We start from the raw sequence: 22,385 nt of genomic DNA, 5'->3' as shown, positions 1-22,385 counted from the left end.
TACTTGCAGTTGTTCAGAGAGGCAAGGCTGTTTCAGGCAGTGGTTCGGCGGCCGCTCAAGGGCTTTCCGGCTGATACTGAATGTCCAGCGCCGTGGCGCTGAGTTGGGCCAGTTGGTGCAATTGCGCCGCCTGATCGGCGCGCTCGAAGGTCCACAGCAACTGGCCGAGGAACACCTCACGCGCATGCGCGGGCACTACGTCGCCGGCCTTGAGCAGAATGTGCTGAACCACCGGTGCGAGCGGTAACGCGTTCAAGGTGACGGAACTCAGCGTTCCCGGCTTGGCGAAATACACGCGAAAAAAAGTCGCCGCCGACTGTGTGCTCGTGCCGTCCGAGCGCCAGCCGTAATCAACCAGTCGCTGCACCAGTAACGCACGGGTCGAGGTATCGTCCTGACTGGCCAACAGCAGATCGATCCACAGCGACAGCATGCTTTGCCCGCCAGTGACGGCCTCGACGCTGTGGGAAATCAGGCTGCCACCGACCCGCGGGTTGATCTCGATCAGGTCCCAGTACTGGCCAGTGAACCGCGCTTCGACGTGGTAGCAGCCCCATTTGAGCGCCATGCGCCCCAGCACTTTCTCCAGCCATTGCAGGCCCGCCGCGATCTGTGCCTGATCAAGGCTGGCTGGCGGGGTGGTGCAGCTGTCTTCCAGCACCGTGTCGGCGGTCTCGGTGACTTCATATTTCTCGTGAATGGCCACGACATGCATTTCGCCATCCACCAACAATGTTTCGAAACTGAATTCCTGGCCAGGGATGTAATCTTCAGCCATGAACTGCAGGCCGTCGTGGAATGCCGAGGCATAGACGGTGTCTTCGGTCGAGGCCAGACGCAATGCCTCCAGCGCCTGCCAGTCCGTGTCCTGGCGCATCGGAAATGCAGCATAGGAAGCGATGCCGTGGATCGGTTTGATGAAGTAGCGTTGGCTGCTGGCCTTCAGTGTGTCGAGGACAGGGGCGGTCAGCGCATGGGCCTGGGCGCTGGACAGGCCCGCCTCGGCAAGCTGGTTGCGCACATTGAGCTTGTTGCGCAGTGCCAGCGCCTGCCGGGCATCAATGTCATAGGTGCCGAGTGATGCGTTGGCTGCCGCCATCAAGTGCCGGTAACCTTCCCAGACGCTGATGCAGCAGGTGACCTGCTCACCGGACTTGCGCAGGGTCTGGAGCGCATTGCTCACATCCTCCTGCTTCAACTGGTGCGAGTCGGAAATGTACAACCGGTCCGCCCAGGTCTGGATCTGCTCCAGGCGGGCCGGCACATGTTCTGGAAGCGGCAATGAAGACAGCACGAAACAGCGAAGCTGGCGTCGCTGCAGCTCCTCCTTCAGGTCTTCCAGGAAAGAAAAGCCGCAGTGGCTCAGGATCAGAACACCGGGTCGGTTTGACTTCATTGCCTGCTCCATGGCTTAAGCAGCCTTGTCTTGCGGCTTGGCCAGGGTGTCGATGTACAGCTCGCTGAAATACATGGCGAGAATTTTCTGATGCTCGGCCAGGTAGCGTTTCAGCGCGCTGATGTCCTGTTCACCCTTAATCAGGAAACGCAGGGCCGCCCAGACTTCACCCGGATGGTCATCGTTGATGTCAGTGTGAGAGTGGGAGATCTGCCCGACAATTTTGGTCTCGCCAACCGAAGTCTTCAGCGCTTCTAGTTTGCGCGGCTCAAGCTTCACGTTCACGTACTCGACCAGATAGGAGTAGGCGATGACGCCCAGCGGGCCTTCGTGGTCGAGCAGGTAGGAGAAGAAGCCGGTCAGCAGTTTGGTGGACAGGTACGGTTCGGTGGCGAGGAACTCTTCGCGGCTGACGCCGACACGCTCCAGGTCCTGAATGAACAGATCGTCGTGGAGCATTTCTTCCTGCTCGTAATGCGCCCAGATCTGTGCCGCTTCCGGGCTGACCTTAGCCACTTCGACCAGTGCTTTGGCTTCCGCTACGCGCAGCAGGCGGATGCGCCATGCGGTTTCGATCAGGTGACGCTTGTAATAGGCACTGTTGACGTCTTTGCCTTCCAGGTGCGCGGCCTGAGGTACGGTTTCGTACCACTGCTCGACTTGAGCGTCGATTATCCGATCGATTTCTCCACGCAGATTCAGCGAAGCGGCAGCGTTGAGAAAAGGAGTGCGGTCACCATAGCCAACATTCTTTACACGGTTCAGCATATCAAGCCTCTTTTTTGGGTTTGTTTTAACGCGTTGTTTATCAGTGGATTCAGTTGCAACTATCAGCCAATAACTTCAATGGCCAATTCACCTCTTATCAAACACTGGCAGGCCAGGCGATATTCTTCGCCGGTGTAACCCAGTACTTCAATAAACGCTTGTTCATCGTCATCCCGAGGATTCAAGGCCTCGAGACCTGATTCAACCTTGATCAGGCAAGCGCCGCAGGCACCTACACGGCAGCCCAGCGGGATCAGATTCTTGCCGCCGGCTTCCCATTCGATATCGGTAATCGCAGAGTTGCTCGGTAGTTGGAACTCATGCGCAGAGTCAGACTTTTGCGAAGTAATGGTGAGTGTGTGCAACGCCATACTTACCTCGATTCCCTATTAAAGTTTGTGTGGCAGGCACACAGTTGCACGCTGCGTATCACTACGCACTCGAGCAGTTAGTTTGTCTGGCGGTAAGTTATCTGCTGGTCAGTTGAAGATATAACCAATAGAGCAGGGCGACGACGCTGATGCCTGCGCCCAATAGGCACACGGCAACCCAGCCGAAGTGCGCGTAGGTATAAGTAGCCGCGATCGCACCCAGGCCGCTGCCCACCGAGTAGAAACACATGTAGGCACCGACGAGGCGGCTCTGGGCGTCGGGTCGTGCGGCAAAGATCAGACTCTGGTTGGTCACATGCACCGCTTGCACGGCGAAATCCAGCAGGACGACCCCGACGACCATCGCCAGCAGCGAGCTTTCGACGAACGCGGTGGGTAACCAGGACAGCGTCAACAGCGCCAGCGCCACGCCCGTGGTGCGATTACCCAGTCCTTGATCCGCCAGGCGTCCTGCCCGGGCCGCCGCCAGTGCTCCCGCTACGCCGGCCAGGCCGAACAGCCCGATCTGCGTATGCGAGAGCGACAGGGGAGGAGCGCTCAGCGGCAAGACCATCGACGTCCACAACACGCTGAAAGCGGCGAAGATCAGCAGCGCGAAAGTGCCTCTGACACGCAGTGTGCGTTCAGTCAGATACAGCTCGAACACCGACCCCAGCAGTTTCCAGTAGCTGCCTTGCGCAGGCGGCTTGGCCGAGGCGGGCATGGTTCGAAACAGCACCAGAGCCATCGCCACCATCAATGCTGCCGAGACGAAGTAAACGCCGCGCCAGCCCGCCAGATCGGCAACGGCTCCGGAAACGAAGCGAGCCAGCAGGATACCCAGCACGACACCACTGGTGACGGTGCCGACGGCTTCGCCGCGTTGTTCGGGGCTGGCCAAAGTAGCAGCGTAGGCGACCACCACTTGCACGACGACGGCCATCAATCCGACCAGGACCATCGCGCCGAGCAGCATGCCCCAATCCTGAGCAAGGCCAACAGCGCACAGCGCCACGGCTGAAAGCAACATTTGTGTAAGGATAAGTTTCTTGCGATTCAGCAGGTCGCCGAGGGGCACGATGAACAGCAAACCGACCGCATAACCGGCCTGAGTGGCGGTGACGACAATGCCGATCGTGCCCGGTGATACAGAAAGGCTGGCCGCCATGGACTCCAGCAAAGGCTGGGCGAAGTAGACGTTTGCTACCGCCATGGCGCAGGTAATTGCGAAGAGAAAAGTCTGGTAGCGGCTTAAAGTCGAAGGCGCTGTACCTGGAGACGTCCGGGTGTAGCCACCGGCCGCTTTGTCGCCCTCGACGTCCATTTTTACCGGGGCATGAGGCTTGTACGGCATCATTCCATCCTTGGATTGTGGTTTCGAATAGAAACCGATGCGTTGATTTTTAGCAAATCAGGTTGTTAAATACAACCACATTTCAAAAACATTTTCGTCTGACGTTAGATCATTCTATTCATCAGACCTGCAACCCTGGAGAGACATGGCCAGACAGCAACTACTGGCACAGAGCGAATGCCCCGTGGCCCGTACACTCGAGGCAATCGGCGATCGCTGGGTTCTGATGATCATTCGTGACGCGTTTGATGATGTTCGTCGCTTCAGTGAGTTTCAGAAGCGCCTTGGCCTGGCCAAGAACATCCTGACGGTCAAACTCAAGATGCTGGTCGAACTGGGCGTATTCGAAATACAGCCCGCGTCCGACGGCAGCGCTTACAAGGAATACGTCCTGACCGAGATGGGACGCGGGGTGTTTCCTATCGTTATCAGCATGCGCCAGTGGGGCGAGCGCTACCTGTTCCGCAAGGGCGAGAGTTATTCGGTGTTGCTGGATAACGAAGAGTCGGCACCTGTCGAGACCATCGTCGTGCGCTCCCGAGCGGGCAAGGTACTGACCCCCGCCGATTGCCATCGCCGGGTGGTCACGCGGGAAAGCTGACGACCGATCGGGCAGAGCCTGCTTGAACATACCCGAGCCAGCGTGGGGCGCTGATCAACCGGCATGGCGGTTGAAGTCATTCGCCCGCACTTGCTGATCGAAAGACAGCTGTTCGCCAGATCATCACAGCGTGGTGATCTGCCCATTGCGATCACGCTCATACACTTTGTTGGCCTGCAGCTTTTCTTTCAGCCAGCGCTCGGCCGTGCCCAGCGGCCGTTGGCGTGCCCACACCAGATCGACGCCGATCTGCCAGTCGGTGTGGGGATATGCAGACAGCTGCAGTTCGACCAGTTCGCCGTTGCCCAATTCGCGCTGGATCAGTTGGCGCGGCAGGGTCGCCCAGCCGAGCCCGGCGCGGACCATTTCCAGCAGGGCCAGATAACTTTCCGCTTGCCACAGCTGCGTCGCCCGCAGGTACTCGCTGCTTGGCAGTTTGCTGGCGTGCGCACTGAACGCCAGGCGTCGGTGCACGTGCAAATCGTCGAACGTGACATTGTCCAGCTGTGCCAGCGGATGCTCGGGATGGCAGACGTGCAGCATGATCAGCTTGCCCAGTTGCTGGAACGCCAGTTCTTTGGGATAGCCCGGCTGCGAAAACGCCACGCCCAGCACCGCTTCGCCACTGCTGACCAGTTCGCTGACATCGCCGTGCACCGGGTGGCGAATGATCAGATCGACGAACGGAAAGGCCTGCTCAAACGCTTGCAGCACCGGCATGATCGGGCCGTACGGCGTTTCAATCGCCAGGGTCAGGCTCGGTTCGACGTTGTCCGAGAGGCAATCGGCGTGGGCCTCGAAGGTCATGCAGCGCTCCAGTACCGCCTCTGCCTGCACCAGCAATTTATGGCCGCTGGCGGTGAGGGCGGGGCTGCGATTGCTGCGGTCGAACAGCTCGACGCCGAGATCGGTTTCCAGGTTGGCAATCGCCGCGCTGATGGTCGACTGCGTCTTGCCCAGCTTGCGCCCGGCGGCGGAGAACGAGCCGCTTTTCACCACCTGGACGAACATCAGCAATTGATCGAGTGAGAAGCGCACGCGGGTACTCCCGGTTGAAGGTAAGGGCGATTGTGCCCCGTGTTAGCCATCGAAAAAAGCGATGGTTGCCAATTTGTTTCATCGTTAAAAACATTCAAGGATGACCTCGCGTCTTCAAACGCCGGGGCTGATCCTCTCTGTGCATCTGCCCCTGAGCGCCAACGGTTACCACCCACGCTGCCCCCTCAGGAGCTTGTGCCATGACTACACAACGCGTTCACCCGGTGGACGAAGTGCTGCCGCTGCGGCAGCTGTTCACCTTCGGCCTGCAGCATGTTCTGGTGATGTACGCCGGAGCGGTGGCGGTGCCGCTGATTCTCGGCAGTGCGATGGGGCTGACATCGGCTCAGGTGGTTTTACTGATCAATGCCAACCTGTTGACGTCGGGTGTGGCGACGCTGATTCAGACCCTTGGCTTCTGGAAATTTGGCGCGCGTCTGCCATTGATTCAGGGCTGCTCGTTCATTGCCTTGGCGCCGATGATCATGATCGGCAAGGAGTTCGGTCTCAGCCAGATCTTTGGTGCGGTGATTGCCGCCGGTTTTCTCACCATTGCGCTGGCGCCGGTATTCAGCCGCTTGCTGCGATTCTTTCCGCCCGTGGTGATTGGCAGCCTGATCACCATCATCGGCATTTCACTGATGCCGGCGGCGGCGATCTGGCTCGGTGGTGGCAATCCCGATTCGCCCGACTTCGGCCGTCCGGCCAACCTGCTGCTGGGCCTGGCCACGGTCAGTGTGACGCTGGTGATCTACGCCAGATTCAGCGGTTTCATCGGCAATCTCAGTGTGCTCATCGGCTTGTTGGTCGGCAGCCTGATCGCTGCCGCCTGCGGCATGACGCACTTCAGTCGGGTCAGCGAAGCAGCGTGGTTCGAGTTCAGCGCACCGATGGCGTTCGGTGCGCCGGAATTCTCTCTGATGCCGATTCTGATCATGACCCTGGCGATGCTGGTGATCATGGCCGAGACCACCGGCAACTGCTTGGCCATTGGCAAACTGGTCGGCAAACCGATAACCCGGCAGACCCTGGGTAATGCTTTTCGCGCCGACGGGTTGTCGACCATGCTCGGCGGCTTGTTCAACAGTTTTCCGTACAACGCCTTCACGCAAAACACCGGCCTGATTGCGCTTTCCAGCATCAAGAGCCGCTTCGTCGTCGCCGCTGCTGGCGCGATCATGGTGTTGATGGGCTTGTTTCCCAAGCTCGGCGCGCTGATTGCAGCAGTGCCGACGCCGGTGCTGGGGGGCTGCGCGGTCGTCATGTTCGGCATGACCACGGTAGCGGGCATTCAGGTGCTGTCACGGGTGCAGTTCGAAGGCACACGCAACGCCATTATTGTTGCGGTGTCGGTCAGCGTCGGCGTCCTGCCGATGTCCTTTCCGGCGCTGTTCGAACACGTCGGCCCAACGCTGAAACTGGTGCTCGACAGCGGGATTTTCCTCGGCGCGATCACCGCCATCCTGCTCAATGTACTGCTCAACAAACAAAAAACATCGACCGACGCCGTCGGCGCATCGGCGGCCGAACTGGCCGACTGACCTTTGTCTTTTCACACTGCCCAGGAGTTACCCATGAATCAATTCACTCAGCCTGTTCCGGCCGGCGTCAGCGAACTGGACCTTGCATTGCTGCGCCAGACCATCGCTCTGTCGCAAGCGTCGAAGCAGCGTGGCCGGCATCCGTTTGCGGCGCTGGTGGCGGACCGCGACGGCAAGGTCATCGCCGAGGCGGGCAACAATTCGATGCCGCCGGAAGGTGATCCCACCCAGCACGCCGAACTGGTCGCGGTGGCTGCGGCGGCGAAGCTGTTGTCACCCACGGAGCTGGAGGCCTGCACGCTGTACACCAGCGCCGAGCCTTGCTGCATGTGTGCCGGCGCGGTGTATTGGACCGGCGTAGGGCGGGTGGTGTATGCGCTGTCGGAGCATGCTTTGCTCGGATTGACCGGCGATCATCCGGAGAACCCGACGTTCTCGCTGCCGTGTCGTGAAGTCTTTGCCAGAGGGCAACGCACGGTCAGTGTTTTCGGGCCGATGCTGGAGGCGGAGGCGGCTGAGCCGCATAAAGGATTCTGGTCGTAAACCTGGGCTGACTTGATCGTTCCCACGCTCCCCTGAGGCTCTGCGTCACAGCGAAAGCAGGGCGTGGGAACGAGCAGTTTCACGCGGTCAGAACCTTTTTGCTTTCCGGCCAATTCGACAAAATCAGTTGAACAATTCGGTTTGTCTAAGCCTCCGTCCAGTCCAGCGCTGCCGTCTCGCGCCACTTCACCTCAGTAATCCCATAGCGCTCAGCCTGGGGTTTGGAAACCACTTTCAACGGTGGTTTACCCGGTTTCGGAATCGGCGCAATACCGGCGTCACAGCTCGCCCAATGCCAAGCGTCGGCGTTGCGCATACTCTTGGCGCGGATGACGAATGATTTTGGCTGGTCGTGCAGTTTGTATTCGATGACGAAAATATCGGTGTTACGCATGAGTTCCTCCTTACGCTCATACGTAAATGATTTTGTCCGACAAAAAAAATTCAAAGGATTTTCTGGCCAGATGATCAGCGACACGCAGCGCTCTGGAACGCGGTTCTTCGAGGTTCAGCGGGAACAGGCGAACCTGCGGCATGATCAGCGTATAAGCGCCGACGCGAACGAACCAGGTCACCCCCCAACAGCTTCGCCCGACAATTGCCGGGCGAAGGCTTTTCAAGCGCGCAATCAGTAGTCCCAGATCGCCGGAATCCAGCGGAAAGCCTCGCCGTTGACGGCGACCCGACCCACCGAAGGGAAGGCCAGATGGGTGGCGACGAACAGCTCGCCGCTGGCGGCGGCTTCCTTGAGCAGGCGTACGCGCACCTCCACCGATTTGGCCGGGTCGTGTTCGAAACCGTTGTGCCAATCAGGATGATCGAACGCGACCGGGAACAGCGCATCGCCGGCAAAGGTCAGGCGCTCGCCGCCAGAGTCGACGTAGACCACGCAGTGTCCTGGCGTATGCCCGCCGGTGAGTCTGGCGACCACGCCGGATGCCACCTGACATTCGTCGTCGAAGATCCGCAGCTTGCTTTCATAGTGATCGATGAACGCGTTGGCGGTGCTGCGCAGGACGTCCGGCACCGGCGCTGGCATGTCGGTGTAAGTGAAATCCGGCGTGGTCCAGAAATTCACTTCGGCGGCGGTGACGTGGATGCGCACGTCGTCGCGCAAACGGCTTTTCACCGAGTCGACCAGCAGGCCGCCGATGTGGTCCATGTGCATGTGGGTGATGACGATGTCGGTGATGTCGGCGAGGTCGACACCGGCAGCGGCCAGGCGCTTGGGGAACTGCCCGGCGCGCGGGAAACCGGGGAATTGGCCACCGAGTCCAGCGTCGACGAGGATGACTTGCTCGCCGCTGCGCACCACCAGCACGTTGAGCGCCCAGTCGAAGGCATCGGGGCCCAGGTACATGTCCTTGAACCAGGCGGCACGGTCGGCGGGATCGGCGTTGGTCGACATGGTCTGGGTCGGCAGCGGCAAAACGCCGTCGCTGATCACCATCACATCGATGTCGCCCAGGCGCAGGGCGTAGCGCGACGGCACCAGTTCTTCGCTGGGGGTTGGCAGGGTCACGCCGCGATTGGCGGTGAAGGAATCCAGATGCAGGGTCATGGTGTTCTCCTTGTTCTCAGGGCAAAAGCGGAGGGCGAAATCAGGCTACCGGGATCAACGGGTCGGCGGCCGCGAGGGCGGTGCGACGATCGGCGGCCGGCGGGTAGATCCACACGGTGTTGATCTGCGTCTTCAGCTCTTTGGCTTCGGCCTTGACCAGCTTCAGCTGACGATCCCAACCCTCGGTGTACACCGCGCCCCAGGCGCCGAGATCCAGGCACGTCACGTATTTCGGCTGGCGGTAAATCGTCGGAGCGACGCCGAGCAGATCGGCGGCGGCGTTGTTGCCGGCGTAGCGACCCAGGCTGATCGCGTGCTGACAGGACATCGCCGCATAGTTACCGAGATCGTCGGTGGCAGCATGCGCGACATCACCGGCGGCAAATACATGATCGATGCCTTGCACCTTGAGACTTCCGTCGACATGCAGGCGACCCTGGCCATCGCGTTCGGCGTCGAGCTGTTCAGTGAGCGGGCTGGCGCGGAAACCCACGGTCCAGATGACGGTGTGGCTTTCGATGTGGCGGCCATCCGCGAGCGTGACGCCGTTGGCATCCACAGCGGCAACGCTGGCATCGACGATCCATTCGATGCCCAGTTCGTTGGATGCTTCGATGATCGATGGGCGGATGCCATCGCCCATGGTTGCGGCAATATCCTTGCTGCGATCGACGATGATCACGCGCAGGTCTTGATCCTCACCGAGAATCGCGCGCAGGCGCGCCGGCATTTCCGTCGCAGTTTCAATCCCGGTGAAACCGCCACCGGCGACCACCACGGTGTTGCGGGCAACGCTGGCCGGTTGGTTGGCCAAAGCCATGAGATGGCGTTCCAGGCGCGCCGAGGATTCGATCTGATCGACGTCGAACGCATGCTCCTTGAGGCCGGGGACCGGAGGCCGGGCAAGCTGGCTGCCGCTGGCGAGAATCAGCCGATCGTAAGCCAGTTCACCCGGACGCCCGGCCTCGTCGCGATAACCGACGCGGCGCGCCGCAGCATCGATGCTTTCAGCAGTGCCTTTGACGAAACGCACGCCCACCGCATCGAACAACGCGTCCAGCGGCGCGTACATGCTGTGCACGTCCGGCTCATAAAAGCGCGGACGAATGCGCAATTCAGCTTGCGGGGCGAGCAGTGTGATCTCCACGTCCTGACGGTCATGCATGTCCAGCAAACGCGCGGCGCTCAACGCACTCCACAGCCCGCCGAACCCCGCACCGATGACCAATAATTGCTGTTTCATAATGTGCTCCTGACGCTGATGGATGGATGACACCCGAGCCCGACGCGGACTCTGGCGTGACGATCACTGGCCTCTGCAACTGCTTGCCGTACTGCCTGGCGCTCAATCGTTCGCTGTCGAAAGCCATGCTAGGGCGCGGAGGCTGCGGGCGCAGTTGTCCATCGGTGTGCGTGGGGTACGCATGGGTGGGAGGGGGGTATACGAAGGTATGGGGTTAAGGTGGGAATATCGGGCCAGGTGTTGTTCGAAACGAACATCGCCGCGCAGGGTGCCAGCACGCCTGCACGGCCGATGGGTTGTTCAGTCGGTGGGCACTACGTTATCCAACGCTTTATTCACGGCCAATTCCCCCAGCATGACCACCTGCGCGATGCCCAACAGGGTATTGCGCCGTGAGCCCTCCAGCATTCCGGCGAAATCACCGAGCATCACCGTGGCCGAGGCCAGGGATTCGCAGGCATTGACCAGCAGGGATTCGGTGTCGGATTCCGGGTTGACCATAAACAGGGTGTTTGGACTGTAGGGCGCGGCATTAACCTTGGCCGGCGCGAGGTAATGATCGAGCGCGCGCTCTGCGGCGTCGTGCAGTTTTTTTGAATTAAAGGATTCGTAAGGCGAAACCGGGTCGGTGACCGGCGGATGGGACGGTGTCTGTGACATCAGCTGAAACTCCGATGAGCGCCGCTTGAGCGTCTGAGTATGAGAATGCCGCGCCACGGCTGTGGCGCGTCCGCTGGCAGAGGGAGCGTGCCCCCTTCTGCCTGGGTTGCCGGCTAGTTCGACACGCGTCGGCTGTCGAGCACGCGATTGACGATCAGCTCACTCAACATGATCACCTGCTGCAACATCAGCAGCGATCGACGCTGTGGGTGGTCGATCACCCCACTGATTTCGCGGGCCATGTCGTTGGCGGCGGCCAGCGATTCACAGGCTTCGACGAGCAGCGTTTCCTCGTCCACCGTGGGATCGATGAGAAAGATCTTGCCCGGCTGGCGCTTGGGAATGGTGGTTTTGAGCGTCTGAGGGTCGAGGTAAAAGTTGATGGCACGAGCGGCCGCATCTTTTATTCGCTGGGGTTCCAGAGCGGGGTCGTACGGGATTGAATCGGCTTCTGGCGGGTTTGGCGTTACTTTGAACATTGATGAAGCTCCTAACACATTTAAGGGAGGCTTCACCCTTTCGCTACCAAACGAAGGGTGGCGGCCATGCACAGGTTGGTAGACCGGGTGTTAGGATCCGGCGCGCCCTAGGACGCCCTATACATGGCCACCGCAAATCCGAGACAGAAATCTCGACGGCAGACCTGTATATCTAACACTGCGGGCTACCAAACCCGATCACCTATTTCAGTGACCGACAAACGATAGGACCCGCAGCCTAGACGCACAAGCCGGCGGATTCTGAAGTACCCGTAGGTAGCGGCGCAAGGCGTTGTAGACTTTTTGGAGGAGAAATCGGTGTAATTTAAACGTGCTTGCCAAGTCGTGTTTATGCGCTGTACGTGTCTACTCATCTCACCTTTTCAGAATATAGGAGACCCGAATCTGTTTAGGCCGATCTCAAGGCCGTTGCATCGTGGGGCGGAGAGTTTCAAGCAAGTCGCGTCGTAGACGGGCTTTTTGGCTCTTCCACTGTTGGCCGTAGAGCAGCAGAAAAACGCCTCGGCTGGCAGGTGAAAAAATTACCTGCCAGCACTGGGATCACAAATGACATAGCGCTTAGTCTGCTTTGAAAACGAACTCAAAACCGATTCCCACTTTTCTCAGGAGCTCGGCCACGCGCTCGAAGAACAATTTCCCCTGCTCCGAAGCCTCGTGTTTGCCGTAAACACGGATGACAAGTGACTTGCCGAGTGCAGCGGGAATCTTGTTATCGATCTCACCGCTTTCGATGAAAGCGATGTAGCCGTTTATCTTCCGTTGTAGCGCGAGCAGGTGCTCGGCTTGCAGGGTCTTATTGCCCCATTCTAGGTGGTCAGCGATGCCCAGGATGATGGTGCCACTGTCCGATTTGGGGATTCCCCACATATCGATAATGTTCGGGTCTGTTAAGGACACTGCGGATCCTTGGCCTCCAGCCGATTTGTTCAATCCCTCTGAGGGAACCGAGCTACAGCTCTGTGGCTTGCCGCCCTTTGCTTTGCTTTAGCTCTACTAGCTCACACGCCTAGTGTCGAACGGCAAAATCGTCCTTAAGCACAAATTCCATTCCGATGCCTACGCCTTTAAGTACCTCGGTCACGCGGTCGATAAAGGTTGCACCTTGCTCAGGCAGCTCATATAAACCATTGATGCGAATTTTCGGATTCTTGCCCTTGGCTGGCGGATAGCTTTCCAGCAGTTCGCCGCTCTCGATGAAGGCGATGTAGGTGTTGATCTTTTCTTGTAGCAGCAACAGGTGTTCACCCTGTTGAGCTTTGTCGCCCCATTCCAAGTGATCAGTGATGACGAGTACGACATTGTCGGGTTCCCACTCGGGCACTGCGATGATGTCGACGACTTTTGTTTCGGTGATGGACATGTCTGCTCCCTCAGAGGGTCGGGTCAGGTCGAATGATGTCGACTCTGGTGGGTGGGATTCGGGTGCCTCCGGTGAAGCCGGGTTTACCTTTGCCGACGACGGTTGCGCCGGTCTTTTCTATTTCTGGAAAGCCCAATTTCTGATTGCGCGTCAGTGGCGCTGTTTCCGAAGATTTGCATTCGACGCAGGAGATGTTGCCGTCCGCATCGCGGCCCATCATATCAATGCGCGTGCGTACACCGCTGTCGGTTTTGACGGTGACCTCACGGGCGGCTTCAGGTTTGATCTTGCTGAACTCGTCAAAGGACGCTTCTTCGAACGCTTTGCCCTTTTGCTTATTCTTCTCTAGCTGCGTGCTGAGCACGATGTAGATGGGCTCAATCCCCGCATCCTCCGGGAACCAGATGATCGCATCCTGAAACTCAGGTGGGTGCGCGGGGTTGGCCAGCAGCGTGTCCGATTGTGGTGTCGGCGGTTAGACCCAGACGGGAGGTAGCTGAGGGGCACCTTCCAGCGCTGGGATCCCCAGCACTCCGTCGGGACTCGCACCCGGTGTTCAGGTCAGACCGATGCCGTTGCCGATGTCGGCGATGAATTTTTGGCCGTCTTTCTGCGCTTTGATGACCGGTACATTTTCCCAGTCCTTCTTGCCGCCGGTGTAAAAGCCGTAGGCGTTGACGGAGCCGTCCGGCAACGTTTTTACGTTGACACGAACACGCGTTCGGCCGGTTTCTAGCGTGGCGTATTGATCGTCTTTATAAAAGGCACTGTCCGGGGCGATGCTGGTGTTGGGCATCAATAGCGCGACGGTGCCCACGGCAGCGCCTGCTGCAACGGCGCCTGCACCGTCGAGTAGGCCTAGCGCGAGTGAGCCGCCCAGCCGTTGGGCAACGGCACTGCCAGTTGCGGAGCCGCCGACAAACTGGAGGGACGTGCCTTCGGCGCTAATCGCTGCGCCAGTGGCCAAAACGGCCCATAGCCCGTAGTCCGCCAGTTTTTCAACGGGGACGAACCCTGTCGGGTTACTGTGGTTGATTTCGCCATCGGGCAGGTTGCAGCTTTTGGCGAAGACGCAGCCCTTGAGGTCGGGTTTTGCGTCTGGCGCGGGCGAGAGTTCTTTATATTGCGCCCAGTGCTGGGCGTTCAGGTCAACGGGTTCGACGCCGGTGTTGCGGTAACCCTTGGGTGGGTTTGGGACGTAGCCGCTCAATCCTTGGTTCCTTGTTCTGGTCCTTTTGAACGGGGAGAAGGGTGACAGGCGGAGTTTGCAGTGGCAATTAGTGGCGCTTTGATTCTAGATTTTGAGGTGCCTCTCATTTCCGTGTGATCAAGTCAGCGCTGGAGGGAAACGGGATAGCTCAACTACTTCGGTCATCTCTGAGCTTCCCCTCTCCCCAACGAGAGGGAGCCGACCGTGTTGTCTTCTGTCAGACATCGACATGATCGACCAAGTCGATTATGGGTCGATAAATCCAGGCGACAGGCAATTCAATGCGCTGACGGCCTTATCAAGTGTTTTCAGATTTACGCAGTGCAACCTCGACCCAGGCAATTAACTCGTGCGCCGCAAAGGGTTTACGCAGGCAGGCAACGACATCAGTCGCTCGGGACTTGTCGCAAGGCAAATCGCCCGCATGCGCCGACACGAAAATCACCGGCATCCTCCAGCCTTGCGCCCGCAGTGCATCCAGCATCTGCAAACCCGTCATGCCCGGCATCTGAATATCGGAAATCAGACAATCAGTCTGCTCCGGCCCATCCGATTCAAGGTAATCCGACGGCCCCGCATAGCCGAGCACTCGATAACCCGACGCTCGCAGCAAACTGCTCAGCGACGTGCGCATGGCCTCGTCGTCGTCCACCACCGCGATGACATACGTCTTGTGCATAACGCTCCCGGGCCGGGCGGCCGAGCTGGGTGACTCCTGTCGTTCTTGCACCATACGCCAATGGCCAGCGGGCAAAACTATACCTAGGTATAGCGGTTCAGCCTTCGCGGCTGAATCGGCTGCGGTAGTCGCGGGGGGAAATCGACAGATGCCGCTGGAAGCAGGCGCGCAGACGCTCTTCGTCGCTGAAGCCGCAGAGGCGGGCGATTCGTTCGATTTTGTGCGGAGAGTTTTCCAGCAGGCGTTTGGCGGCCTCGAGGCGGAATAGCTCGAGCGCTTTCGACGGCGTGCGCCCGGTGCGCGCTTTGTAGACGCGCGTGAAGTTGCGCAGGCTCATCGCGGCTTGCTCGGCCAGACGTTGCACGGTCAAGTTGGGATCGCCGAGGCGGTCCATCAGCCACAGGTGCAGATCATCGAACAGCGAACCATCCTGCGCCTGCGATTGCAGCAGCGTGCTGTATTGCGCCTGACCGCCGGGACGTTTGATGTAAACCACCAGTTCCCGCGCGACCTGCAGCGTCACTTCGCGGCCGCAATCGGCCTCGACCAGCGCCAGCGCCAGATCGATGCCGGCGGTCACTCCGGCCGAAGTCCAGACCTTGCCCTGCTGAATGAAAATCGCATCGACATCCACCTCGATCGCGGGAAAGCGATCACGCAGGGCGTCGCACATCGCCCAGTGGGTGGCGGCCCGACGGCCGTCAAGCAAACCGGCCTGCGCCAGCAGGAAGGCGCCGCTGCACACGGAAACCACGCTGCGGGCGAGGTGGGCATGATCCCGTAGCCAGTCGCTCAGTTCGCGGTGCTCGTCGAGGCTTTGGCAGATGTCCGGCGCGCCGGGCACGACCAGCGTGTCCAGTGCGGCAATGTTCAGTGTGCTCAACGCCTGGGTATCGATGGGCAGGCCTTCGACAGTCTGGATCAAGCCGCCGGTGAGGCTGGCGGTGTGCAGTTGATAACCCGGCTGCCCGCGCTCGGCCAAGGCTTTGCTCGCTGCCCAGAATACGGTCTGCGCACCGCTGAGATCGAGCAGGCTCAGGCGCGGATAGGCAATGAATACCACGTCGCGCGGGGCCGATGTAAAAGAGGGTCGTGTGGGCATCGCAGGCCTGCCTGTTTGCTGCGCCGAAGGCCGGACTGCCTCAGCCTGGCCGATTTTCAGGGGTTTCTGGCCGGCCGGCAATGGCGACGACTGTTAGCCTGATCGCTGACCGTCTGGCCGGTGTCTGGCTGCGGTCGCCATCCTGAACTAGATTTATTGACCAGCCCAATGCGTGCTGCGATCTCGCCGAGGAGACACCATGACCCTGTGGTCGCATTCCAGCCCTGCGCAAAGTCCCGGCGTGCTCAGCGAACCGGTGGTGTATGTGGTCGATGACGATGCCTCGATGCGCCAGGCGCTCGACAGCTTGCTGCGTTCGATCGGCCTGCGAGTGCAGACCTTCGACCGTGCCGCTGATTTCCTCGCGCAAGCGCAACGTGAGGTACCCGGTTGTCTGGTGCTCGACGTGCGCCTGCGCGGCGAAAGCGGTCTGACTTTTCAAGAGCAGATGGAAAAAAACGGCTTGCGCATCCCCGTGGTCTTTATGACTGGCCACGGCGATATCGCCATGAGCGTCAAGGCGATGAAGGCCGGTGCGGTGGATTTTCTGGCCAAGCCGTTCCGTGATCAGGACATGCTCGATGCGGTGGCCAGTGCGTTGGCCCGCGACCGCGCGCGGCTGGCCGCCGAACACTCCGGCGCCGTTCTGCGTCGGGCTTACGAAACCCTGACCACCCGTGAGCGCGAGGTGCTCGGCTTCGTCATTGCCGGGCTGATGAACAAGCAGATTGCCGGGCAACTCAACCTCAGCGAGGTCACGGTCAAGGTCCATCGCGGCCAGGTCATGCGCAAACTGGCTGCGCGTTCGGTGGCCGATCTGGTGCGTATCGCTGAAGCGCTGGGCATCGAACCCGTGTTGCGCAGCCCCTGAGCATCACACGCATCGTTTGAGCAACCGCAGGTCTTGCCACCGTGCGGCAGAAAAAACCTTGAGCAGTGTCGACGCAGATGGCCAGCAAAAAACAGATTTTGTGGGACGACGGCGAGCGGGTGTTTTGCCGCGAGCGCGGGTCGGGAGAGGGCAGCGTACTGGCGATGCGTCCGGCGCTGGGTCAGCCTTCGCCGGCGACCCTGGAGCGGCTCGCGCACGAATACAGCCTCAGGGAAGACCTCGATCCTGCCTGGGCATTGCGGCCGACTGCTTTCGAGCGCGCGGGCACGCGGGTTCGTCTGCTGTTCGATGATCCGGGCGGCGAGCCGTTGTCGCGATTGCTGGTCGCACCACTGGCTATCGAAACCTGCCTGGAAATGGCCGTGAACATTGCCAAAGCGCTGGGCCATCTGCATCAGCGTGGTCTGGTGCACAAAGACCTGAAACCGCAGCACATCTTAGTCCTTTGCCGAGATGGCGCCGCGCGGTTGACCGGCTTCGGCCTGACCTCGCGCGTGCCCCGCGAACGGCAGGCGCCCACGCCGCCGGAAACCATCGCCGGCACGCTGGCCTACATGGCGCCGGAGCAGACCGGGCGGATGAATCGTTCGATCGATTCGCGCAGCGACCTGTATGCCTTTGGCGTGACCCTATACCAAATGCTCACCGGCTCGCTGCCGTTCAGTGCCAATGACCCGATGGAATGGGTGCATTGCCACATCGCCCGGCTGCCGATGTCGGCGTGTGAACGGGTGGCGACGGTGCCGCCGATGCTGTCGCGAGTGGTCATGAAGTTGCTGGCCAAGACCGCCGAGGACCGCTATCAGACGGCGGCCGGCGTCGAGCATGACTTGCGCCGGTGCCTCGACGACTGGCGCCGGGCAGGGCTGATCGAGACGTTTACGGTGAACGAGCAGGGCGCCTTCGAGCGCTTGCTGATCCCGGAAAAACTCTACGGCCGTGAACACGAAGTGCAAACGTTGATCGATGCCTTCACCGGCGTGGTGCAAACAGGCGCTCCGGCGCTGGTGCTGGTTTCAGGGTACTCCGGCATCGGCAAATCGTCGGTGGTCAGTGAACTGCACAAAGTGCTGGTGCCGACCCGTGGCTTGTTCGCCGCCGGCAAGTTCGACCAGTACCAGCGCGACGTGCCTTATTCGACGCTGGTCCAGGCCTTTCAGGGGCTGGTGCGCACGCTTTTGGGCAAGCGTGCCGAAGTGCTGGCGCAATGGCGCGAAGCGCTACTGCGGGCGCTGGAACCGAATGCGCGGCTGATCACCGACCTGATCCCCGAACTGAAGCTGATCATCGGCGAGCCGCCAGCCGTGCCAGAGCTGGAACCGCAGCAGGCGCAGCAGCGCTTCCTGCTGGTCTTGCAGCGATTCATTGGTGTGTTCGCCCAGGCCGAGCACCCGCTGGCATTGTTCCTCGACGACCTGCAGTGGCTCGACGCGGCCACCCTGGATCTGCTTGAAGATTTGCTCAGCCGTGCCGAGATTCCTCATCTGCTGCTGGTAGGCGCCTATCGCGACAACGAGGTGGATCGCGATCATCCACTCAGCCGTACCCTCAACACGCTGTGTAGCGCTGGCGTACGGATTGACGAGATTCGCCTCGCACCCCTGGCCGGCGCGCACATCGAACAACTGATCAGCGAGTCACTGCGCTGCCCGCCGGCGAGCATCGTCGCGCTGGCGCGGCTGGTGCTGGAAAAGACTGCCGGCAATCCGTTTTTCGTCATCCAGTTTCTCCACGCCCTGGCCGAGGAAAAGCTGCTGACCTACGAGCCGGCGCGCAATCGCTGGCGCTGGGATGTGCACCTGATCAACGGCAAGGGCTATACCGACAATGTCGTCGATTTGATGGTTGGCAAACTGGCGCGGCTGCCGCTGCAAACGCGCCAGGCGCTGCAACAACTCGCCTGTTTGGGTAACGTTGCACGTTTCGACACGCTGGCGACTGTCCTCGGTGTGCCGGTGCCTCACGTCCACGCGGCGGTATGGCCGGCAGTGCGGTTGGAGCTGGTCGAGCGTCAGGACGGTGCCTACCGGTTTGTGCATGACCGCATCCATGAAGCGGCGTATTCGCTGATCGCTGAGACCGAACGGGCGCAAATGCATCTGCGCATCGGCCGGCTGCTCGCGCTGCAAACCCAGGGTGAGCGGCGCGAGGAAGCGATCTTCGAAATTGTCGGCCAGCTCAATCGCGGCGCGCACCTGATCAGCTTGCGCGCCGAACGTGAGCAACTTGCCGAATTCAACCTGCTCGCTGGTCAGCGCGCCAAGGCCTCGACCGCCTACACCTCGGCGCTGACCTACCTGGGGGCCGGGGCGGAGTTGTTGGGCGAGCAGGGCTATGACAGTCGGCATGAACTGGGTTTTGCGCTGGAGCTGAACCGCGCCGAATGCGAGTTTCTCACTGGCCAACTGGCGCAGGCCGACACGCGCCTGGCCGCATTGGCCGAGCGCGCCGTGACCACCGTCGAGCGCGCGGCGGTGGCGTGCCTGCAAATGGATGTCTATCTGCTGCTCGATCGCAGTGACCGTGCGGTGGCAGTATGTCTGGCCTATCTGCGTCGGGTCGGCATCGATTGGCCAGCGCATCCGAACGATGCCCAGGTGCGCGACGAATATCAGCAGGTCTGGACCAACCTGCGCGGGCGCACCATTGAGCAGATGATCGACTTGCCGCCAATGGAAGACCCCGCCGCACGGGTGACCCTCGATGCGCTGGGCAAACTCTTCGCGCCGGCTGTGCAATCGAACTTGAACCTCGCCAGCCTGACCATCTGCAAAGCGATCAGCCTGAGCCTGCAATATGGCAACTGCGACGCTTCCTGCTTGCTCTACGCCAACTTCGGACGCGTGTCGGGCCCACGTTTTGGCGACTATGCCGCCGGTTATCGGTTTGGCCGCCTGGGCTGCGATCTGGTTGATCGACGCGGCCTCACGCGTTACGAGGCGAGCACCTATCTGTGCTTTTCGATCTTCGTGGTGCGCTGGATGCGGCCCGTACGCGAGTGCCGCGAACTGCTGCGTCGGGCGCTCAACGCGGCCCATCGCACCGGGGATCTGCCGTATGCGGCGTTTGCCGGTAACAGCCTGATTTCCGATCTGCTATTTATCGGCGAGCCGTTGGCAGAGGTGCAGGCGCAAACCGAATCAGGCCTGGGCTATGCAGAGAAGGTCGGTTTCGGTCTGGTGGCCGATTTCATGCGCTGCCAGTTGGCGCTGATCCGCATGCTGCGTGGACAGACGCCGCAGTTTGGCTGTCTCAACGACGACGGATTCGACGAGACAGCTGTCGAGGCGCATTTGACCAGCTCGCCGGACCTGGCGCTGGCACGCGGCAAGTATTGGGTGCGCAAGTTGCAGGCGCGCTATCTGGCGGGGGATTACGCGGGCGCCGCTGAATGCGCGACCCAAGTTCAGGGATTGTTGTGGGTGATTTCGGCATTTTTCGAGGAGGCCGAATACCATTTTTATGCGGCGTTGACCTTGGCCGCTCACGGCGAAACCGATGTCGATGCGTTGCAGCGCCTGGGCCAACACCACGCGCAATTGCAGACGTGGGCGCGCTTGTGTGCGGAAACCTTCGCCAGTCAGGTGGCGCTGGTCACGGCGGAAATGGCGCGCGTCACTGGCCAGTTACTTGAGGCCGAATCGCTGTACGAACAGGCCATTCAATTGGCCCAGGACAACGATTTGGTCCATATAGAGGCGCTGGCCAACGAACTGGCCGCGCAGTTCTATCGTGCTCGCGGTCTTGCCAAGATCGCCCGTGTTTATCTGCGTGACGCGCGTTATGCCTATGTGCGTTGGGGCGCCGATGGCAAGGTGCGGGAGCTGGATCGCAAACATCGTTTTCTGCGCTCCGAAGTCGCGCAGCCAGAGCCGACCGCCACCCTCGTTACGGCGGTTGAACACCTGGATCTGACGACGGTGCTCAAGGTCTCTCAAGCAGTCTCCGGCGAAATCGTCCTCGACCGCTTGATTGAAACGGTCATGCGCACCGCGATCGAACAGGCCGGAGCCGAACAGGGCCTGCTCATCCTGCTCAATGCCGACACACCGTATATCGCCGCGCAAACCCGCATTGGCGACGATGCCACGCAGCTGTGCAACGAGCCGTTGCACGCGGTGGCGCTGGCCGAGTCGGTGCTGTATCAGACGCTGCGCACCGGCGTCCACCTGTGTTTGGACGACGCCGCGGCCGATCCGCTGTTCGTCGCTGATCCGTACATCCAGCAGCGTGGCGCGCGCTCGATCCTGTGCCTGGCGCTGATGAACCAGGCGCGGGTGGTCGGGGCGTTGTATCTGGAAAACAACCTGTCCGCCGGGGTGTTCAGCCCCGCGCGTCTGGCCGTGCTGCGGCTGGTGGCGTCGCAGGCAGCGATCTCGCTGGACAACGCGCGCCTGTACCGCGACCTCGCCGAGCGCGAAGCGAAGATCCGTCGGCTGGTCGATGCGAACATTATCGGCATCATCGTGTGGAGCGCGGAGGGGAAAATCATCGAGGCCAACGACGCGTTCCTGCGCATGGTCGGTTACGCCCGTGATGAGCTGCTATCGGGCCTCGTACACTGGCGCGACATGACCCCGTCGTCGATGCGCGCCAACAGCGACGCCGCACTGGCAACCGCCATCCGCACCGGCCGCGCGCAGCCATTCGAAAAGGAATACATCCGCAAGGACGGCAGTCGGCTGCCGGTGATCGTCGGTCTGGCTGCATTCGAAGCCAGTCAGCAGCAGGGCCTGGCCTTCGTGCTGGATATCAGCGAACGCAAGCTCGCCGAAGAGCAAGTGCGCGAAGGCGAGCGCCGTTATCGCCAGGTGCAAACGGAACTGGCCCACGCCAATCGCGTGGCAACCATGGGCCAGTTGGCGGCGTCGATCGCTCACGAAGTCAATCAACCGATCGCCGCCACGGTCACCAATGCCAACGCCGCGCTACGCTGGCTCGGTGCGCAGCCGCCGAACCTCGACGAGGTGGAGCAGGGCCTGCGGCATATCATTGTCGATGGCAACCGGGCGGCAGACGTTCTCGGACGCATCCGCGCGCTGATTCACAAAACCCCACCGCAGCGCCAGCCTGTCAGCCTCAATGTGCTGGTTGAGGAAATGGTCGGTTTCAGCCGTGGCGAAGCGCTCAAGCACGGCGCTGAGGTCAGCGTTGAGCTGGCGGCAGATTTGCCTTTAGTAGTGGCGGACAGGGTCGAACTGCAACAGGTGTTGCTCAACCTGATCATCAACAGCCTCGAAGCCATGACGATCATGGCAGAGGGGCAGCGACGTCTGCTGATTCGCAGTGAAGCGCTGGGCGATAACGTACAAATCAGCGTGAGCGATTCAGGTCCAGGCTTCGCCTGCGAGCGGGCGGAGCAAGTGTTCACGGCGTTCTTCACCACCAAATCCACCGGGCTGGGCATGGGCCTGTCGATCTGCCGCACGATCATTGAAAGTCATGGCGGACGGTTGTGGGCCGAGCGCAATGAGCCGAGCGGGGCGCGGGTGGTGTTTGGCTTGCCGCGTTGTGAATGAACATGATCAACAGCCAGGCTACCCGGGCATTGAGCCCGGGCATTGAG

Annotated in this window: 20 protein-coding genes and 1 pseudogene; 5 read left to right on the top strand and 16 right to left on the bottom strand. The window is 60.6% G+C overall.

From position 1 onward, the window contains the following. Positions 1-55: 55 nt before the first annotated feature. The 4 genes from BLU71_RS10790 to BLU71_RS10775 form a co-directional block, all read right to left on the bottom strand. Entirely contained in the window at positions 56-1,396 is a 1,341-nt protein-coding gene (locus BLU71_RS10790; protein ID WP_083353049.1) for an ATP-grasp domain-containing protein, read from the bottom strand. Between the two features lie 15 nt (positions 1,397-1,411). After that, positions 1,412-2,164 (bottom strand): hypothetical protein, encoded by a 753-nt coding sequence (locus tag BLU71_RS10785; protein ID WP_042609616.1) that lies wholly within the window; start codon positions 2,162-2,164, stop codon positions 1,412-1,414. 62 nt (positions 2,165-2,226) lie between these two features. Further along, positions 2,227-2,535: a 2Fe-2S iron-sulfur cluster-binding protein gene (locus tag BLU71_RS10780; protein WP_042609617.1), complete on the bottom strand. Its 309-nt coding sequence runs from the start codon at positions 2,533-2,535 to the stop codon at positions 2,227-2,229. Between the two features lie 97 nt (positions 2,536-2,632). Continuing rightward, positions 2,633-3,889 carry an MFS transporter gene (locus tag BLU71_RS10775; protein ID WP_042609618.1) on the bottom strand — a complete coding sequence of 419 codons (1,257 nt, stop codon included), beginning with the start codon at positions 3,887-3,889 and terminating at the stop codon, positions 2,633-2,635. Positions 3,890-4,034: 145 nt separating this feature from the next. Between BLU71_RS10775 and BLU71_RS10770 the strand changes: the two genes are divergently transcribed. Further along, a complete protein-coding gene (locus tag BLU71_RS10770; RefSeq protein ID WP_083353048.1) occupies positions 4,035-4,490 on the top strand; it encodes a winged helix-turn-helix transcriptional regulator in 456 nt (151 codons plus the stop codon). Positions 4,491-4,613: 123 nt separating this feature from the next. On the opposite strand, the gene BLU71_RS10765 is transcribed toward BLU71_RS10770, so the two are convergent. Next, positions 4,614-5,528 carry a LysR family transcriptional regulator gene (locus tag BLU71_RS10765; RefSeq protein WP_064361945.1) on the bottom strand — a complete coding sequence of 305 codons (915 nt, stop codon included), beginning with the start codon at positions 5,526-5,528 and terminating at the stop codon, positions 4,614-4,616. Between the two features lie 200 nt (positions 5,529-5,728). Between BLU71_RS10765 and BLU71_RS10760 the strand changes: the two genes are divergently transcribed. Then, positions 5,729-7,069, top strand: a complete 1,341-nt coding sequence (locus BLU71_RS10760) for a nucleobase:cation symporter-2 family protein (RefSeq protein ID WP_083353047.1) — start codon at positions 5,729-5,731, stop codon at positions 7,067-7,069. Positions 7,070-7,102: 33 nt separating this feature from the next. Next, entirely contained in the window at positions 7,103-7,612 is a 510-nt protein-coding gene (locus BLU71_RS10755) for a nucleoside deaminase (RefSeq protein ID WP_083353046.1), read from the top strand. Positions 7,613-7,757: 145 nt separating this feature from the next. On the opposite strand, the gene BLU71_RS10750 is transcribed toward BLU71_RS10755, so the two are convergent. The 11 genes and pseudogenes from BLU71_RS10750 to BLU71_RS10705 all read right to left on the bottom strand — a co-directional run bounded on the left by BLU71_RS10750 (position 7,758) and on the right by BLU71_RS10705 (position 15,927). After that, positions 7,758-8,006, bottom strand: coding sequence for a DUF6555 family protein (locus tag BLU71_RS10750; protein WP_042609623.1), 249 nt, complete (start codon positions 8,004-8,006; stop codon positions 7,758-7,760). Positions 8,007-8,022: 16 nt separating this feature from the next. Continuing rightward, positions 8,023-8,187 carry a hypothetical protein gene (locus tag BLU71_RS27315; protein ID WP_156889230.1) on the bottom strand — a complete coding sequence of 55 codons (165 nt, stop codon included), beginning with the start codon at positions 8,185-8,187 and terminating at the stop codon, positions 8,023-8,025. 53 nt (positions 8,188-8,240) lie between these two features. After that, on the bottom strand, positions 8,241-9,173 hold the full coding sequence (locus tag BLU71_RS10745; RefSeq protein ID WP_064361941.1) for an MBL fold metallo-hydrolase: 933 nt from the start codon (positions 9,171-9,173) through the stop codon (positions 8,241-8,243). A gap of 40 nt (positions 9,174-9,213) precedes the next feature. Further along, on the bottom strand, positions 9,214-10,416 hold the full coding sequence (locus BLU71_RS10740) for an NAD(P)/FAD-dependent oxidoreductase (RefSeq protein WP_065617066.1): 1,203 nt from the start codon (positions 10,414-10,416) through the stop codon (positions 9,214-9,216). A 300-nt stretch (positions 10,417-10,716) separates the two neighbouring features. After that, positions 10,717-11,076, bottom strand: coding sequence for a DUF6124 family protein (locus BLU71_RS10735; protein WP_042609627.1), 360 nt, complete (start codon positions 11,074-11,076; stop codon positions 10,717-10,719). A 113-nt stretch (positions 11,077-11,189) separates the two neighbouring features. Beyond that, positions 11,190-11,555, bottom strand: coding sequence for a DUF6124 family protein (locus BLU71_RS10730; protein ID WP_064361939.1), 366 nt, complete (start codon positions 11,553-11,555; stop codon positions 11,190-11,192). Between the two features lie 579 nt (positions 11,556-12,134). Further along, positions 12,135-12,473 (bottom strand): DUF6572 domain-containing protein, encoded by a 339-nt coding sequence (locus BLU71_RS10725; protein ID WP_065617068.1) that lies wholly within the window; start codon positions 12,471-12,473, stop codon positions 12,135-12,137. A 109-nt stretch (positions 12,474-12,582) separates the two neighbouring features. Then, positions 12,583-12,936, bottom strand: a complete 354-nt coding sequence (locus BLU71_RS10720; protein WP_042609629.1) for a DUF6572 domain-containing protein — start codon at positions 12,934-12,936, stop codon at positions 12,583-12,585. Positions 12,937-12,946: 10 nt separating this feature from the next. After that, positions 12,947-14,146: pseudogene (locus BLU71_RS10715) on the bottom strand (S-type pyocin domain-containing protein). A gap of 298 nt (positions 14,147-14,444) precedes the next feature. Beyond that, complete coding sequence (locus BLU71_RS10710; RefSeq protein ID WP_064361930.1) at positions 14,445-14,825, bottom strand: response regulator transcription factor; 381 nt, start codon at positions 14,823-14,825, stop codon at positions 14,445-14,447. Positions 14,826-14,922: 97 nt separating this feature from the next. After that, on the bottom strand, positions 14,923-15,927 hold the full coding sequence (locus BLU71_RS10705; RefSeq protein ID WP_083353045.1) for a GlxA family transcriptional regulator: 1,005 nt from the start codon (positions 15,925-15,927) through the stop codon (positions 14,923-14,925). Positions 15,928-16,126: 199 nt separating this feature from the next. Between BLU71_RS10705 and BLU71_RS10700 the strand changes: the two genes are divergently transcribed. Further along, positions 16,127-16,798 (top strand): response regulator transcription factor, encoded by a 672-nt coding sequence (locus tag BLU71_RS10700; RefSeq protein WP_083353044.1) that lies wholly within the window; start codon positions 16,127-16,129, stop codon positions 16,796-16,798. A gap of 77 nt (positions 16,799-16,875) precedes the next feature. Next, positions 16,876-22,338 (top strand): trifunctional serine/threonine-protein kinase/ATP-binding protein/sensor histidine kinase, encoded by a 5,463-nt coding sequence (locus BLU71_RS10695; RefSeq protein WP_083353043.1) that lies wholly within the window; start codon positions 16,876-16,878, stop codon positions 22,336-22,338. The last annotated feature ends 47 nt before the right edge of the window (positions 22,339-22,385 follow it).

The organism is Pseudomonas moraviensis (assembly GCF_900105805.1).
Lineage (GTDB): Bacteria > Pseudomonadota > Gammaproteobacteria > Pseudomonadales > Pseudomonadaceae > Aquipseudomonas > Aquipseudomonas moraviensis_A.
This window is presented reverse-complemented; position numbering and strand designations above follow the sequence as displayed.